Genomic DNA, 15,990 nt, shown 5'->3' with positions numbered 1-15,990 from the left:
CGCGTGAGGCCCCGGCAAGACCGGAACCGGGAGACGCGGGCGCGCCGGGCCGCCGCGTCAGCTTCCGGTGCCGCGGCCCGTCCCCGGAAAGAACTCGGCGTTCTGGACGTACTCCATCGCCTCGGCGAACTCCGGCTTGGTGAACCGCTGTTGCTGCTCCTCGGGGCTGACGTCCTCGACGTGCGTCTGGATCCACCACAGGTTGCCCAGCGGGTCACGCACCCGTCCGACGCGGTCCCCGAAGAACAGCTCGGTCACCTCGGTCACCGACGTGGCGCCCGCCGCGACCGCCTGCCGGTGCACGGCGTCGGCGTCCTCGACGAAGAGGCGCAGGAACGCGGGGGTCTCCGGCCAGTCGGGCGAGTGCCGGTCGAACATCATCACCACCGCGTCCCCGATGCGCACCTCGGCGTGGTCGATGCGTCCGCCCACTCCCTCCAGGCGCCCCAACTCCTCAGCGTCGAACGCCTCCTTGAGGAAGTCGATGAGCCGTGCGGCGTCGGTCGAGATGATCCAGGGAGTGACGGTGGAGTAGCCCTCGGGGATCGCCTTGACGGTCACGGTGATGTTCCTCCCTGCATGTCGTGTGCGCGGACGCTGCTCACCGTAGGGCGGCAATAGGCCGGATGCTGTCCTCATGAGGGCTGCCCGGGACGGCACCCGGCAGCCGCCTACGCCACCGCCTCTTCGGCCTCCGCGACCTCCGTCAGGTCCTCCCGGCTCGTGCCCGCCTTCGCGAACTGCGTCCGGTACAGCTCCGCGTACCGCCCGTCCGCCGCGAGCAGTTCCTCGTGCGTGCCCCGCTCCACGATCCGCCCGGCCTCGACGACGAGGATCACGTCGGCGGCGCGCACGGTCGACAGCCGGTGGGCGATGACCACGGCCGTGCGCCCCGCGAGCGCCTCGGTGAGCGCGTCCTGGACGGCCGCCTCCGAGGTGTTGTCCAGGTGCGCCGTCGCCTCGTCGAGGATGACGACGCGCTGGCGGGCGAGCAGCAGCCGGGCGATGGTCATGCGCTGGCGCTCACCGCCGGAGAGCCGGTAGCCGCGCTCACCGACCACCGTGTCGAGGCCGTCGGGCAGGGACCGTACGAGGTCCTCCAGACGGGCGCGGCGCAGTACGTCCCACAGCTCGTCCTCGGTCGCGGCCGGACGGGCGAGCAGCAGGTTGGCGCGTACCGAGTCGTGGAAGAGGTGACCGTCCTGGGTGACCATCCCGAGCGTCTCGCGCATCGACTCCGCGCTCAGGTCGCGGACGTCGACGCCGCCGATGCGGATGACGCCCTCGTCGGTGTCGTACAGCCGCGGCAGCAGTTGCGCGATGGTCGACTTGCCGGCGCCGGAGGAGCCGACGAGTGCGACGGTCTGGCCGGCCTCGGCGCGGAAGGAGACACCGTGCAGGACCTCGGCGCCGCCGCGGGTGTCGAGGGCGGCGACCTCTTCGAGGGACGCCAGGGAGACCTTGTCGGCGGAGGGGTAGGCGAACCGGACCCCGTCGAACTCGACGGACGCGGGGCCCGCGGGAACCTCACGGGCGTCCGGCTTCTCCTCGATGAGCGGCTTCAGGTCGAGCACCTCGAAGACGCGCTCGAAGCTGACGAGGGCGCTCATGACCTCCACGCGCGCTCCGGCGAGTGAGGTGAGCGGCGCGTAGAGGCGGGTCAGGAGCAGCGCCAGCGAGACGACGGCACCCGGCTCCAGACTGCCGCGCAGCGCGAACCAGCCGCCGAGGCCGTACACGAGGGCGAGGGCCAGGGCCGACACCAGCGTCAGCGCGGTGATGAACGCGGACTGCGCCATCGCCGTACGCACCCCGATGTCCCGCACGCGCTGTGCACGTGCCGCGAACTCGGCGGACTCGTCACCGGGTCGTCCGAAGAGTTTGATGAGCGTGGCGCCGGGCGCCGAAAAGCGCTCGGTCATCCGGGTGCCCATGGACGCGTTGAGGTCCGCGGCCTCGCGCTGGAGCTTGGCCATCCGGCTGCCCGTCCGGCGCGCGGGGATCACGAACACCGGGAGCAACACCAGGGCGAGCAGGGTGATCTGCCAGGACAGCGTGAGCATCACGGCGAGGGTGAGCACCAGCGTCACCACATTGCTGACGACTCCGGACAGCGTGTTGCTGAAGGCACGCTGCGCACCGATCACGTCGTTGTTGAGACGACTGACCAGCGCGCCCGTACGAGTACGTGTGAAGAACGCGACCGGCATGCGCTGCACATGATCGAAGACAGCCGTCCGCAGATCGAGGATGAGCCCCTCACCGAGGGTCGAGGACAGCCAGCGGCCGAGGATGCCCAGCGCCGCCTCGGCCAGTGCGATGACCGCGATGAGCACGGCAAGGCGTACGACCGTGCTCTCGTCGCCGCCGGACACGATGGCGTCCACCACGCGCCCCGCCAGCACCGGCGTGGCCACGGCGAGCAGCGCCGTCCCCACACTGAGGAGCACGAATTGACTGATCCGGCGGCGGTGCGGGCGGGCGAAGGTGGCGATACGGCGCAAGGTCGCGCGGGCGAAGGGGCGACGCTCCTGTTGAGCGTTCATGACGCTGTGCAACTGGGTCCAGGCTGTGGTCTCCATGCTCATGGGAGAGACGTTATGACCTCAAGCAACCTTGAGGTCAAGAAAGGGCCGGCACTTCCCTCCCCCGGGACACCTCTCCGGGCGGCGATTCCCTCCCCCGGGACACCTCTCCGGGCGGCGATTCCCTCTCCCAGGACACCCCACCGCCCGCCGCGCACCGGCCCGGTGTCGCCCTCCGGCGCCCTCGCATCGCTTCCCACCACGCCTTGCCCGGCGTGTCAGACGCCGTCCTCGCCCCCGCAACCCCACGTTGGTGCGGTGTGGAAAACCTCTCCCGATGTGACTGCGGTTCAACTCCCCCAGGGGCTCCCCCGACGCGTTCCGGTCCGGCAGGTGCTGTGCCTGCTTCCGCTTGTCCTTGTGCTACTGGTCGCGGTGCGCCACCGGTCCGTGCTCGAAGAGGGCTTCGGGCAGCTGCGGGGCGCCGAGTGGCCATGGCTCGTGGCGGCGGCCGCGGCGACGTGTCTCACGTGGGTCGCGGCGGCCTTCACCCGGCAGGGCGCGGTCGTCGAGCGGCTGCCCGCACGCCGGCTGCTCGCCACCCAGTTCGCGGCCGGCGCTGCCAACCACCTGCTGCCCTCGGGCCTCGGGGCCGGAGCGGTCAATCTCCGTTTCATGACGGTGTGCGGCGTCCCGCTGGCCCGTTCGTCGGCCGCGCTGGCGCTCTATCTGCTCGCCGAGTCGATCACGCGCGTGGGCCTGCTGCTCGCCCTGCTGATCACTTTCCCGGGCGCGCTGCACGTCGGACCCCTGGTGCCATCGGGGGCGGCCGGCCCGCTCGCGCTGGCCGCAGGCGCCGGGCTCTGCGCCGCCGTCGCGGCCCTCCTGCTCGTACGGCGGCTGCGCACCGCGGTGTGGTCCTTCCTGCGGACCGCGCTCGGCGAGGCCCGCTCCGTCCACACCCGCCCGGCCCGCGCGTTGGCGCTGTGGGGCGGTTCACTCGCGTTCCCGGCGCTCCAGGCAGCCGGACTGGCCGCGGTGGGGCGGGCGTTGGGCCTGCCGGTGCCGCCCGCGCACATCGTGGTCGCGTATCTCGCGGCGACGGTGGCCGTCGCGCTCGTCCCGGTCCCGGGCGGCATCGGTTCGGTCGAGGCCGCGCTGATCGTCACGCTCGTGGCGGCGGGCGCTCCGGTCGCGCCGGCGACAGCGGTGGTCCTCGGGTACCGGATCATCACCGTCTGGCTGCCACTGCTCCCCGGAGCGTTGACCCTCGGCGCCCTGCTGAGACTGAAGGTCATCTGAGGCGCACCCCAGGGCCTGTCCGGGCGGCACGACCTCGGGGTGACCCGGGAGTAACCTGCTGGCCTCGCCGCGGAGAGAGGGTCAGCGCATGCCGGTACGGATCGAACGCCAGGGGTACGTCACCACGGTCGTCCTCTCCCGCCCCGAGGCCCGCAACGCGGTGGACGGCCCCACCGCCGTGGAACTCGCCGACGCGTTCCGGGAGTTCGAGGCGGACGAGTCGGCCCGGGTCGCGGTGCTGTGGGGCGAGGGCGGCACCTTCTGTGCGGGCGCCGACCTCAAGGCGGTCGGGACCGAGCGCGGCAACCGGGTGGCGGAGGACGGCGACGGGCCGATGGGCCCCACCCGCCTGCGGCTGTCGAAGCCGGTCATCGCGGCGGTCGCGGGCCACGCGGTGGCCGGCGGACTGGAACTGGCCCTCTGGTGCGACCTGCGGGTGGCCGAACAGGACGCGGTCTTCGGGGTGTTCTGCCGCCGCTGGGGCGTTCCGCTGATCGACGGCGGCACCGTGCGCCTCCCCCGGCTGATCGGCACGAGCCGGGCGCTGGACATGATCCTCACGGGTCGGGCCGTGGCAGCGCCCGAGGCGTACGAGATGGGTCTCGCCAACCGGATCGTGCCGACCGGACGCGCCCGCGCGGAGGCCGAGGAGCTCGCCGCCGCCATCGCCGGCTTCCCGCAGTCCTGTCTGCGGGGCGACCGGGCCTCGGTCCTCGACCAGGACGGTCTGGTGGAGTCTGCGGCCATGCGCGTTGAACTCCGGTACGGAATGGGCGTGTTGGCCGAGGGACTGGAGGGCGCCGCCCGCTTCACGGCCGGGGCGGGCCGGCACGGGTCGTTCTCCGAGCTCTGAGGCGAACGGCGCCCCGGGTGGCCGGGCATCGGCACCGGAAACGGCACCCGAGCGTCAATGGCCGGTCCGCACCGGCCTGGTGACGGACGGTCGCCGGAATGCGGCAGGATGAGCGGTCGCTCCGGACGGCGAACACCCGTCCGAGCATGATCGTGTGTTCCCCGGATTCGAGCAGGTGGCAAGTGACGACACAGCACATACGGCCCGCGGGCCTTCCCCACGGTCGCACGGGAGGTGTCCGGTGACCCGCCCCCTCACCGCGCACGACCTGATCGTCGCCGGAATCGCCCTGGCCGCGGGCCTCGCGGCCGGGATCCTGCTGCGCATGCTGCTGCGCTGGCTGGGCAAGCACGCGCTGCGCACCCGCTGGAGCGGCGACGACGTCCTCGTCGACGCGCTGCGGACCCTGGTGCCCTGGGCGGCGATGGCCGGGGGCGCCGCGGCGGCCGCCACCGCGCTGCCGCTGACCGCCTCGGTCGGACGGAACGTCAACCGGGTCCTGACCGTGCTTCTCATCCTGGCCGTGACCCTCACCGCGGCCCGGCTCATCACCGGTCTGGTCCGGGCGCTGGCCCAGTCCCGGTCGGGCGTCGCCGGCTCGGCCACGATCTTCGTCAACATCACCCGGGTCGTGGTGCTGGCGATGGGTTTCCTGGTCGTGCTGCAGACGCTGGGCATCTCGATAGCCCCGCTGCTGACGGCCTTGGGCGTGGGTGGTCTCGCGGTGGCGCTGGCCCTCCAGGACACGCTCGCCAACCTCTTCGCGGGCGTGCACATCCTCGCCTCGAAGACGATCCAGCCCGGCGACTACATCCGTCTCAGCAGCGGGGAGGAGGGTTACGTCGTCGACATCAACTGGCGCAACACCACGGTCCGGCAGCTCTCCAACAACCTGGTCATCATCCCCAACGCCCAGCTCGCGGGCACCAACATGACCAACTTCACCCGCCCCGAGCAGGAGATGACGCTCCTGGTGCAGGTCGGCGTCGGCTACGACAGCGACCTGGAGCACGTCGAGCGGGTGACCACGGAGATCGTCGCCGAGGTGATGACCGAGATCACCGGCGCGGTCCCCGAGCACGAACCAGCGGTCCGCTTCCACACCTTCGGCGACTCGCGCATCAGCTTCACCGTCATCCTCGGCGTGGGCGAGTTCAGCGACCAGTACCGGATCAAGCACGAGTTCATCAAGCGGCTGCACAAGCGCTACCGGGAGGAGGGCATCCGCATTCCGGCGCCCACCCGGACGGTCGCGTTGCAGCAGGGCGGCTCGGCCCTTCCCGACGCCGTCGTCCTGGACACCGTGGTCCCCGAGGCCGGTATTCCGCACCAGCGGGTGGGCCCGGCGAAGCGGTCGTAGGTGAGTGCAGGGCGGAGTTCAGGGCCGCCCTGCACCGATCCACCGGGCGCGGGCGTCAGAGTGTGGCGGACGCGTCGTGGTAGTGGCCTCGCGTGCGGCTGTGCGGGGCGGCGAACGCGGTGTTCACCGGGGTGACCGCCCAGTCGGGGTGCCCCGGCATCCGGGGCGTCTTGGTGCCGTACAGCCAGTCCCTGAGGAAGCCGGACTGGTCCTGCCCGGACACCTCGGTCGCGACCGCGATGTAGTCGTCGGTGGTCGCGGCGGAGTTGCGGTGGCGCTCCAGGAAGGTGCGCTCGATCCGCTGGAAGACGTCCTCGCCGAGGGCCTCGCGCAGCGCGTACAGGACGAGGACGCCGCCCAGATACCGCTGGCTGTCGAAGAGGTTCACGGCGTTCGGCGCGGCGACGGGTCCCGAGTCGTGCCGCCACTGGTCACCGCGCGCGTAGGTGTCCTTCATCCGGGCTTCCATGGTGGTCAGGCCGAGCGAGTCGGTCCAGCCGCGCTCGTAGCGGTACAGGAGCCCGTAGAAGTCGGCGTGGCCCTCGTTCAGCCACAGGTCGGCCCAGTTGGCGGGGCTGACACTGTTGCCGAACCAGGAGTGCACCAGCTCGTGCATCATGTGCGAGCCGATCTTCTTCTCCTCCTGGAGCAGGAAGTTCGGCTTGTAGAGCGTGAGCGTCTGGGTCTCGAGACCGGTGAAGTCGAAGGCGTTCGGGTCGTCCGAGTTGCACGGCAGCAGCCCGTACGTCTCGAAGGGGAACGCGCCGAGCCGCTGCTCCAGCCACTGGAGCTGACCGGGGGTGAGGGCGAGCGCGGGTTCGAGGGCGGCGGCCCGCGCGGTCGGGACCACATCACGCAGCGGCAGCCCGTTCGGTCCCTGCCGCTCCTTCACCGTGTAGTCGCCGACCGAGATCTGCACGAGTTCGGTGGCCATCGGGAAGCGGGAGAAGTACGTGTACGCGGTCCGGTCGCCGTCGAGGTTCTCGGTACGGACCAGGGTGCCGTTCGCGACACCGCGCAGACCGTTCGGGACGGTGATGCGGAAGGTGAAGTCCGCCTTGTCGGTGGGGTGGTCGTTGCACGGGAACACGGTGTGCGAGGAGTTCGGCTGGCCGGCCACCGCGAACCCGTCGACGGTGGCGACCCAAGCGGTGTGCGGGAGCGACCTGCGCGGGTCGGCGGAGTACTCGACGCAGACGCTGACCTGGGCCTTCTCCGGCAGCGGTGCGGCGGGCGTGACGCGCAGCTTCTCGCCGACCTGCTCGAAGACCGCCGTACGGCCGCCGACCTTCACCGAGCGGACGTCCAGGCCGAGCGCGTCGAGCGAGAAGCGGCTCAGGTCCTGGGTGATGCGCAGCGAGAGGGCGGCGGTGGCGTCGACGAGCCGGGTGGCGGCGTCGTAGGAGAAGTCCAGGTGGTACCTGGTCACCTGGTAGCCGGCATTGCCGAGCTCGGGGAAGACGGAGTCGCCGGCGCTCTCGCCGCCCGGGGTGCCCGCGCGTCCCACCGCCGGGGCCTGTGCGAACGCCGACGGGCCTGCCGTCAGCGCCGCCGCGGTGCCGAGCAGGGCGGCCGCGGGGGCCGTGACTCTGGTGCGATATCTCATGGGTCTCTTTCGCTGAGGCGGCCCGATCCCGCCTCGGGAGCGGGCTTCGGGCCGTCGAAACCATGTGCGATCACCTGACAGGACTGAAGATCGCGCGTCATGGTTCTGTCTTGCGCGAAAAATTCGAACCAGTTCGAAGCGTGGATGCCAGCAGGGCCCTGTCGAGCGGGGGTCGCTCAGGAGATATCTTGATGTCGAGCAATGTTGCAGACGTGGAGCGGAGCACCCGGTGACTGACTCGACCATCATCTACACGCACACTGACGAGGCCCCGGCCCTGGCGACTCATTCGTTCTTGCCGGTGGTCCAGGCGTACGCGTCGCAGGCCGGTGTCACTGTGGAAACCCGTGACATCTCGCTGGCGGGGCGCATCATCGCCCTCTTCCCCGAGTACCTGGAGGAGGGTCAGCGCGTCCCCGACGCCCTCGCGGAGCTCGGTGAGCTGGCCAAGACGCCCGAGGCCAACATCATCAAGCTGCCGAACGTCTCGGCCTCGATCCCGCAGCTGAAGGCCGCGGTCGCCGAGCTGCAGGCGCAGGGTTACGCGCTGCCGGCCTACCCGGACGACCCGAAGACCGACGAGGAGCGGGAGATCCGCACCCGTTACGACAAGGTCAAGGGCTCCGCCGTGAACCCGGTGCTGCGTGAGGGCAACTCCGACCGCCGCGCCCCCGCCTCGGTGAAGAACTACGCCAGGAACCACCCGCACCGCATGGGCGCCTGGACCTCCGAGTCGAAGACGAACGTCGCGACCATGGGTGTCGACGACTTCCGCTCGACCGAGAAGTCCGCGGTGATCTCCGAGCCGGGCGCGCTGCGCATCGAGCTGACGGGTGACGACGGCTCCACGACCGTGCTGCGTGAGTCCGTACCCGTCCTCGCGGGCGAGGTCGTGGACGCGTCCGTCCTGCACGTCGCTCCGCTGCGCGAGTTCCTCACGGCGCAGATCGCCCGCGCCAAGGCCGAGGGCGTGCTGTTCTCCGTGCACCTGAAGGCCACGATGATGAAGGTCTCCGACCCGATCATCTTCGGTCACGTGGTACGCGCCTTCTTCCCGAAGACGTTCGCGAAGTACGGCGAGACCCTCGCCACGGCCGGCCTGACCCCGAACGACGGTCTCGGCGGCATCTACAAGGGCCTGGAGTCGCTGCCCGAGGGCGCCGACATCAAGGCCTCCTTCGACGCCGAGCTGGCCGAGGGCCCGGAGCTGGCGATGGTCGATTCCGACAAGGGCATCACCAACCTGCACGTGCCGTCCGACGTCATCGTCGACGCCTCGATGCCGGCCATGATCCGCACCTCCGGCCACATGTGGGGCCCGGACGGCCAGGAGGCCGACACCCTCGCGGTCCTCCCGGACAGCAGCTACTCCGGCGTCTACCAGGTCGTCATCGACGACTGCCGCGCCAACGGCGCCTTCGACCCGTCGACGATGGGCTCCGTGCCGAACGTCGGTCTGATGGCGCAGAAGGCCGAGGAGTACGGCAGCCACGACAAGACGTTCGAGATCCCCACCACCGGCACGGTCCGCCTGGTCGACCAGGCCGGCAACGTCGTCCTGGAGCAGACCGTCTCGGCCGGCGACATCTTCCGCGCCTGCCAGACCAAGGACGCGCCGATCAAGGACTGGGTCAAGCTCGCGGTCACCCGCGCCCGCGCGACCGGCGTCCCGGCGGTGTTCTGGCTCGACGAGACCCGCGCGCACGACGCTCAGCTGATCGGGAAGGTCAAGCAGTACCTGACGGAGCACGACACCGAGGGCCTGGAGATCAAGATCCTGTCCCCGGTCGAGGCGACCGCGTTCTCCCTGGAGCGCATCCGCCGCGGCGAGGACACCATCTCGGTCACCGGCAACGTCCTGCGTGACTACCTGACCGACCTGTTCCCGATCCTGGAGCTGGGCACCAGCGCCAAGATGCTCTCGGTGGTGCCGCTGATGAACGGCGGCGGCCTCTTCGAGACGGGCGCCGGCGGCTCCGCCCCGAAGCACGTGCAGCAGCTGGTCAAGGAGAACTACCTGCGCTGGGACAGCCTGGGTGAGTTCCTCGCGCTGGCCGTCAGCTTCGAGCACCTCGCGACCACCACGGGCAACGCGCGCGCCCAGGTGCTCGCCGACACCCTGGACCGCGCGACCGCGTCGTTCCTGGAGAACGACAAGTCGCCGAGCCGTCGCGTCGGTGGCATCGACAACCGCGGCAGTCACTTCTACCTGGCCCTGTACTGGGCGCAGGAGCTGGCCCGGCAGACCGAGGACGCCGACCTCGCCAAGGCGTTCGGCCCGCTGGCCGAGACGCTGACCGCGCAGGAGCAGACGATCGTCGACGAGCTCATCGCCGTCCAGGGCAAGCCGGTCGACATCGGCGGCTACTACCAGCCCGACGTCGCCAAGGCCTCGGCGGTCATGCGCCCGTCGGCCACCTTCAACGAGGCGATCGCAACGCTCGCCTGACGCACGGGAGCGAGCACGCCGGCGCGGACACCCGCCACGGATGTGCCCCCTGCCGCAGCCGCCCCGGCCGGATTCTTTCCGGCCGGGGCGGTTCGTTCTTCTCGGCGTGCCGCGCGGCGGTTCTTCGCCCACGGTCCTTGAGGCCGGGGGCACCACCGGCGTCGTACGGGTTCGAACGACCGGGGACGGGTAACGATCTACCGGGTGCCGACCCGGCGACCGGGATGTGGCCCCACAGCACCGGACCTCGACGGAGCGGAGTGTGGCGTGACGACGGACGCCGGTATCGATGTGCGGCCGGCCTCGGGCCATACCGGCGCCGAGATCACCGGGGTCGATCTGGCCGGCCCGCTGGACGACGCGGTCGTCGCGGCGATCCGGGCGGCGGTCCTGCGCTGGAAGGTGGTGTTCTTCCGGGAGCAGCGGCTCGACCACGCGGCCCATGTCGCGCTGGCCCGCCGCTTCGGGAAGCCGATCACGCTGCGCTCCCGCGGCAAGGCGTCACCCGAGGGCTTCCCGCAGGTGGAGACGACGGCGGACCGGCTGGAGCTGGCAGGACGCTACGGCATGAACCGCGACGAGTGGCTGGAGCGACGCCGGCACACCCTGCTGAGGGGCTGGCACTGCGACCACGGCGCGCGGGTGGACCCGCCGGCGGCCACCATCCTGCGCGCGGAGACCGTCCCGCCGTACGGCGGCGACACCACCTGGTCGAATCTGGCGGCCGCCTACGCGGGCCTCTCCGAACCGGTGAAGCGCTTCGCCGACGGCCTGCGCGCGGAACACCGCCTCGGCGTCGGCTATCAGACCCGGCCCGGCCCGGACTCGTACATCCGGCATCTTCAGGACCATCAGGTGGCCTCGGTCCACCCGCTGGTGCGGGTGCATCCGGAGACCGGCGAACGCCTGCTGTTCGTCAACGGGTACTACGTCGAACAGATCCTGGACGTGTCACGCGCGGAGAACAGCCGGCTGCTGGAGATGTTCGTCGAGCAGGCCACCCGGCCCGAGTACACCGTGCGCTTCCGGTGGGAGCCCGGCAGCGTGGCCTTCTGGGACAACCGGGCCACCGTCCACCTCGCGCCCGGCGACACGGGTCATCTCGACTTCCCGCGCGTCATGCACCGCGTGATGCTCGCGGGCGACATCCCGGTCGGGGTGGACGGCCGGCCCTCGGAGGCGATCACCGGCTCCCCGCTGCACTCGGACCGGTAGGCCCTCAGGTCTCTCGCCGGGGTCAGCGCGCCGCTTCCCCCTGGGCGACCTCCACCTGGTGATGGATCGTGACGACACCGGTCGTCGACGCGCCGGCCGAGAGGACCGCGCAGAGAGCGAGGGGCACGGCGATCCAGGAGGCGGCTCGGGGCCGTCCCCGGACCGGCGGCGCGAGCAGCGCCGCGACGCGTTGCGGCACCGGGCCTGTGGTGGCCGCCGGGGCGAAGTCCGGCCGCTCGGAGCGGGCCGCCCGGGTGGCCAGGGCGGCGCGGGCGATGGCACGCGCGGTCAGCCGCCGGTCCCCGACCGCCACGGCCGCCGCCTCGTCGGCGGCGCGCTCGACCGCGAGCCCGATGGCCGCGCGAACCGGACGCAGCCCGGGATGGCAGTGCGCCGCGAGGTCGGCGACGACGAGGAAGCGGTGGTGGCCGCCCGCGTTGTGGGCGCGCTCGTGGGCGAACAGCGCTTCGCGCTCCTCCGGGGCGAGGCTGCGCAGCATCGCGGTGGTGACGACGATGCGGTGGGGACGGCCCGGCAGGGCGTACGCGTCCGGGTGCGGCGAGTCGATGACGCACAGGTCGCCCGCGGCGGGACGACGGTCGGCCTGCATACGGGCGGTGCGGAACGCGCGGAACTGACGCAGCGCCGAGCGGACCAGGGTCAGGGCGCCGAGCGTGAGCGCGCCGGTGGCGGCCGCCGCGGCGGGCAGGACGACGAGGTCCGACGGGGTGTCCAGCGGGTGGATCAGTTCACCGAGGCCGGCGAAGAAGGGCAGCTTGAGCAGGCCGGTCAGGACCAGCGCGCCGAGAGCGGCCACCGAGGCGCCGGCCAGCACGAGCGCGGTGAGCGTGAGGGCCCACAGGGCGGCGGTGGGAGGGAGACGGTGCAGACAGCGGCGGGCCTGCTGCGGCACCGCGAAGGGCACGAGCAGCGGAACGAGCAGCAGCAGCGCGGTCATTGCTCACCCGATTCCAGCAGATCGCGCAGGAGCCGCTCGTCGTCGGGGCTGAGCTGGGCGACGAAGCGGGCGAGCACGGTCTCCCGGTCACTGTCCCGGTCGAGCTCGGTGTGCATGCGCAGGGCGGTGAGCCCCTGCGGGTCCTGGACGGGGAAGTACGCGTAGCCGCGGCCCTGTCGCTCGCGGCCGACGACTCCCTTCTCGTGCAGCCGGGACAGGATCGTCGTGACCGTCGTACGTGCCAGGCCGGAGCCCAGCTCCAGCTGCATCCGGCTCGGCGTGAGGGGTATGCCGGCTGCCCACAGCGCGGCCATGACGGTCGCCTCGAGCTCCCCCGCCGGTCGGCGTTCGTCCTTCGCGTCGGTCATGGGAACGATCCTCACCCCATCATCGTCTACAGTTCAGTGGACCGTCTACAGGATTGTAGTCACTCGGGTGCCGTGTCCGCGTGCTCCCGCCCATCCAGTATGAAAGGACCGGTGCCGATGACCGCAGCCTTGTTCACAGCGACCCCCCTGGCCGTGAACGTGCTCGACGCCCAGTCTCTATTGTCCGCCTTCGGCGTGCTGGGCGTGGGCGTGGTGCTCTTCGCCGAGACCGGGCTCCTGATCGGCTTCTTCCTGCCGGGCGACTCCCTGCTGTTCACGGCGGGACTGCTGTGCACCGGCTCGGCCGACCGCGGTCTGAAGCTGTCCCTCGGGCCGCTCCTGATCGCCGCCGCGGTGGGTGCGCTGGCCGGCGCGCAGTTCGGCTATCTGCTCGGACGCAAGGCGGGCGGCGCGCTGCTCGCCCGCAGCGGCTCGGCCCGTCTGCACGAGGGCGCGGAGCGAGCGGAGCAGCTCCTGGAGCGGTACGGATATGCCAAGGCGATCGTGCTGGCCCGCTTCATTCCCGTGGTGCGTACGGTGCTGAACCCCGTGGCGGGCGCCCTTCGGGTCCCCGTGCGGACGTTCACCGTCTGGCAGGTGGCCGGCGGGCTCGTCTGGTGCGTCGGCCTGATCCTCGGCGGCTACGCGCTCGGCTCCTCCGTCCCGAACGTCGACCGCTATCTGCTCCCCCTCGTCGCCCTGATCGTCGCGATCTCCCTGACTCCGCTCGCGGCCGAGGTGTACCGCTCCCGCAAGGGTGCGAACGGAGCGCGCGGATGACCGAGGCTTTCAACGGCTCCTCGATCGACGGCTCCCTCTACACCGAGGTGGTCGGCCTCGCGCACCGCTCCCCCGGGTGGTTCGACGACCTCGTCAGCACCTGGTCGACGTACGGCCTGGCGGTGTTCGCCGTGCTCATGGCCTTCGGCTGGTGGCGGGCGCGGCGCGTGAGCGCCGAGGCGGCGGTGATCGCGCTCGCCGCGCCGGTGATCGTCCTGGTGGCGTTCGCCGTGGACGACGCACTGAAGCTGGTGGTGCGCGAGGACCGGCCCTGCCAGAGCCTGCGGGTGTCGACGCTGGAGGCGTGTCCCGCGCCGGGCGACTGGTCCTTCCCCAGCAACCACGCGGCTCTCGCCGCCGCGGCCGCCGTGGCGCTGCTCCTCGTCTCCCGTCGCCTCGGCGCCGTCGCGGTGGTCGCGGCCTGCGCGATGGCGGTCTCCCGCGTCTGGGTCGGGGCCCACTATCCGCACGACGTGCTGGCCGGGACCGCGGTCGGCGCCGCGGTCGCCCTGCTCCTCGGTCTGGCACTGCGCCGCCGGCCGGGAGCCCTGACCCGGCGCCTGACGGCGACCCCACTGCGCCCCCTGCTTACGGCGGCGTACCGCTCCTGAGGCGAATGCCCGGCAAATGCCCAGCGGACGCCTTCCAGGCGAGGCCGTGAGCGAGGTCGACGCCGACCAGGTCAGCCGCAGAGCCGGTGTCCGCCGGACATTGCCGTGCCGGCACCCCTTCAGGTCGGGGAGCCGGCACGGACATCACACTCCCCTGGCCGGCCTCACCGACCCGGAGTGGTTGCTCAGGGTGCCGCCGTGGGCGTCGGGTTCGAGGGCGGCGGAGTCGCGGCGGGGTCGATACCGAGCACGATCGATGCCCGCAGTCCGTGCCTGATCGAGCCGTTGCCCTTGAGCGGGGTGACGGTCATGGTCGTCTCCTCGCCCTTGTTGTCCAGGGTGTAGAAGAAGTCCTCTTCGTTGGACAGGCGCGGGGTGGTGTTGGACGCGTAGGGGGCTTCCTCCGCAACCTGGTCGTTCACCGCCTGCGGGAAGTACAGCTGCCCGGTGTGCGCGACATGTCCACCGGTGATGTCATCCGGCCGTACGGAGGCGTCGACGATCGTCTTGACGTGCAGATGCAGCCCGCGCCCCCAGTACCAGCCGGGGTAGACGGTCCGGAAGCGCACGGCGCCCAGCCCGTTGGTGACCTGGACACCGCGCAGGAACGTCGTGTCGTCGGTCGGGGTGGCATGGCCGTTCTCGTCCATCGGCGGCAGACCGGGGCCGGAGTAACCCGTGTATCCGGAGTACAGGCCGGCCGCGTCGCAGTGCCAGATGTCGACCGCCGCGCCGCGCAGGGGACGGCAGCTGACGCTGTCGACGATCAGGAAGCTCAGCTCCAGCGGAATGCCGACCCGGTCCTCGGCGATCGACTGCCGGAGCTTGTCGATGTCGAGGTAGTACGGCCCCGTCATCTCCTCCGGGGACAGGATGCAGTTCGGCCGTGTGGTGCCGCTCTTGGGGGCCGCGGCGGCAGGGGCGCCGTTCTTGGGCGCCGCGGCGGCGGCCGGGGTGTCGCCGCCCACCGCGACCGCGCCGGCCGTGGCGACGCCCAGCCCCGCACTGCCGAGCGTGGCGAGCAGGGACCGCCGGCTCTGCGGCTGGATCCGTTTGGCGTGGGGGGTCTCGGTCATGACTCAACTCCTTGGCCACAAGGGCCTGTTCGCCGATGACTACCGCGCCCGGCGGCCGTCATGCGGGCGCCGGACGCGGGGTCGAAGCTAAAGAGAAAGATTATTCTCTTTAAGCTAACCCCGCCTCCAACGGCCGTCAAGAAGGGAGTTGACCCACACGGCACACACGGGGCCGCTGCTCGGCCATTCGAGGGCACGCCTCGGCGCGCCGCCCCGTTGGCGCGCACTCACGCGACAACGGGACGGCGGCAGCGGTTCCCGGAGACTCAGGCGGACTCGGAGAGCAGCAGGCGGAGTTCGTCGACCAGCGTGGCCGTGGGCAGGGTGTTGGTCTTGAGCACCAGCTGGGAGATGAAGGTGCCCAGGCTCAGCGCGAGCAGGGCCCATGTGCTGTCGGAGCCGGCCTGACCCTCGGGGCGCAGACGCGCGAGCAGCGGAGACAGCGCGTCGTGCAGCGCCGTCAGGTCGCGCTGCTGCGTCTCACGCATCTGCGGCATGCGCATCGTCTCGGCCCAGACCTGGACGATCAGCGAGGTGGCGTCCTCGACGTTGAGCACCGTGATCATCTCGCGGTGGATCAGGTCGATGATCTCGGGCACCTTCAGGGGCGGCTCGGCCCGCTCGGCGTCACGCAGAGCGCGCAGCACCGGCTGCATGGTCGAGTCCATCAGCGCCTCGATGATGGCCTGCTTGCCGGGGAAGTACCGATACACAGCCCCCGACGAGAGACCCGACTCGGCGAAGATGTCGGGCATCGACGTGGCGTGAAAGCCGTTGCGGGCAAAGCAGATTGTCGCGGCGTCAAGGATCTGACGCCGACGGCTCTCGCGGTACTCGGGGCTGACCTTAGGCATAGCTGAGGGTAAGCCAGGTCGCTGTTGACGGTC

At 71.2% G+C, this 15,990-nt stretch carries 14 protein-coding genes; 7 read left to right on the top strand and 7 right to left on the bottom strand.

The features are described from left to right. Nucleotides 1–57: 57 nt before the first annotated feature. Together ACFWM2_RS02905 and ACFWM2_RS02900 are read right to left on the bottom strand one after the other, a co-directional pair. Nucleotides 58–561: a VOC family protein gene (locus ACFWM2_RS02905; protein ID WP_383272302.1), complete on the bottom strand. Its 504-nt coding sequence runs from the start codon at nucleotides 559–561 to the stop codon at nucleotides 58–60. Nucleotides 562–671: 110 nt separating this feature from the next. Continuing rightward, nucleotides 672–2,582: an ABC transporter ATP-binding protein gene (locus ACFWM2_RS02900; RefSeq protein WP_383274095.1), complete on the bottom strand. Its 1,911-nt coding sequence runs from the start codon at nucleotides 2,580–2,582 to the stop codon at nucleotides 672–674. Between the two features lie 282 nt (nucleotides 2,583–2,864). Between ACFWM2_RS02900 and ACFWM2_RS02895 the strand changes: the two genes are divergently transcribed. The 3 genes from ACFWM2_RS02895 to ACFWM2_RS02885 all read left to right on the top strand — a co-directional run bounded on the left by ACFWM2_RS02895 (nucleotide 2,865) and on the right by ACFWM2_RS02885 (nucleotide 6,040). Next, nucleotides 2,865–3,827 (top strand): YbhN family protein, encoded by a 963-nt coding sequence (locus ACFWM2_RS02895; RefSeq protein WP_383272300.1) that lies wholly within the window; start codon nucleotides 2,865–2,867, stop codon nucleotides 3,825–3,827. 88 nt (nucleotides 3,828–3,915) lie between these two features. Beyond that, nucleotides 3,916–4,680 (top strand): crotonase/enoyl-CoA hydratase family protein, encoded by a 765-nt coding sequence (locus ACFWM2_RS02890; RefSeq protein ID WP_383272298.1) that lies wholly within the window; start codon nucleotides 3,916–3,918, stop codon nucleotides 4,678–4,680. A gap of 241 nt (nucleotides 4,681–4,921) precedes the next feature. After that, nucleotides 4,922–6,040 (top strand): mechanosensitive ion channel family protein, encoded by a 1,119-nt coding sequence (locus ACFWM2_RS02885; protein ID WP_383272296.1) that lies wholly within the window; start codon nucleotides 4,922–4,924, stop codon nucleotides 6,038–6,040. Between the two features lie 55 nt (nucleotides 6,041–6,095). Here the strand turns inward: ACFWM2_RS02885 and ACFWM2_RS02880 are convergent, their stop codons facing one another. Further along, nucleotides 6,096–7,646: a M1 family metallopeptidase gene (locus ACFWM2_RS02880; protein ID WP_383272294.1), complete on the bottom strand. Its 1,551-nt coding sequence runs from the start codon at nucleotides 7,644–7,646 to the stop codon at nucleotides 6,096–6,098. A 229-nt stretch (nucleotides 7,647–7,875) separates the two neighbouring features. Between ACFWM2_RS02880 and ACFWM2_RS02875 the strand changes: the two genes are divergently transcribed. Together ACFWM2_RS02875 and ACFWM2_RS02870 are read left to right on the top strand one after the other, a co-directional pair. After that, nucleotides 7,876–10,095: an NADP-dependent isocitrate dehydrogenase gene (locus tag ACFWM2_RS02875; RefSeq protein WP_383272292.1), complete on the top strand. Its 2,220-nt coding sequence runs from the start codon at nucleotides 7,876–7,878 to the stop codon at nucleotides 10,093–10,095. 267 nt (nucleotides 10,096–10,362) lie between these two features. Then, entirely contained in the window at nucleotides 10,363–11,310 is a 948-nt protein-coding gene (locus ACFWM2_RS02870; protein WP_383272290.1) for a TauD/TfdA dioxygenase family protein, read from the top strand. A gap of 22 nt (nucleotides 11,311–11,332) precedes the next feature. Here the strand turns inward: ACFWM2_RS02870 and ACFWM2_RS02865 are convergent, their stop codons facing one another. Together ACFWM2_RS02865 and ACFWM2_RS02860 are read right to left on the bottom strand one after the other, a co-directional pair. After that, nucleotides 11,333–12,268, bottom strand: coding sequence for a M48 family metalloprotease (locus ACFWM2_RS02865; protein WP_383272288.1), 936 nt, complete (start codon nucleotides 12,266–12,268; stop codon nucleotides 11,333–11,335). After that, nucleotides 12,265–12,636: a BlaI/MecI/CopY family transcriptional regulator gene (locus ACFWM2_RS02860; RefSeq protein ID WP_383272286.1), complete on the bottom strand. Its 372-nt coding sequence runs from the start codon at nucleotides 12,634–12,636 to the stop codon at nucleotides 12,265–12,267. Before ACFWM2_RS02860 ends, ACFWM2_RS02865 begins: the two co-directional genes overlap by 4 nt. A gap of 117 nt (nucleotides 12,637–12,753) precedes the next feature. Between ACFWM2_RS02860 and ACFWM2_RS02855 the strand changes: the two genes are divergently transcribed. Next, a complete protein-coding gene (locus tag ACFWM2_RS02855; protein WP_383272284.1) occupies nucleotides 12,754–13,416 on the top strand; it encodes a DedA family protein in 663 nt (220 codons plus the stop codon). Then, nucleotides 13,413–14,027 carry a phosphatase PAP2 family protein gene (locus ACFWM2_RS02850; protein WP_383272282.1) on the top strand — a complete coding sequence of 205 codons (615 nt, stop codon included), beginning with the start codon at nucleotides 13,413–13,415 and terminating at the stop codon, nucleotides 14,025–14,027. Before ACFWM2_RS02855 ends, ACFWM2_RS02850 begins: the two co-directional genes overlap by 4 nt. Nucleotides 14,028–14,212: 185 nt before the next feature. Here ACFWM2_RS02850 and ACFWM2_RS02845 read toward each other — a convergent pair whose 3' ends face one another. Together ACFWM2_RS02845 and ACFWM2_RS02840 are read right to left on the bottom strand one after the other, a co-directional pair. Beyond that, nucleotides 14,213–15,103, bottom strand: a complete 891-nt coding sequence (locus tag ACFWM2_RS02845) for an intradiol ring-cleavage dioxygenase (RefSeq protein WP_383272280.1) — start codon at nucleotides 15,101–15,103, stop codon at nucleotides 14,213–14,215. A gap of 266 nt (nucleotides 15,104–15,369) precedes the next feature. Then, nucleotides 15,370–15,957, bottom strand: coding sequence for a TetR/AcrR family transcriptional regulator (locus ACFWM2_RS02840; protein WP_383272278.1), 588 nt, complete (start codon nucleotides 15,955–15,957; stop codon nucleotides 15,370–15,372). Nucleotides 15,958–15,990 lie beyond the last annotated feature (33 nt).

The organism is Streptomyces sp. NPDC058371, from assembly GCF_042723265.1.
Taxonomy (GTDB): domain Bacteria; phylum Actinomycetota; class Actinomycetes; order Streptomycetales; family Streptomycetaceae; genus Streptomyces.
Note: the sequence above shows the minus strand (reverse complement) of the source record. Positions and strands in the feature narration are given on the sequence as shown.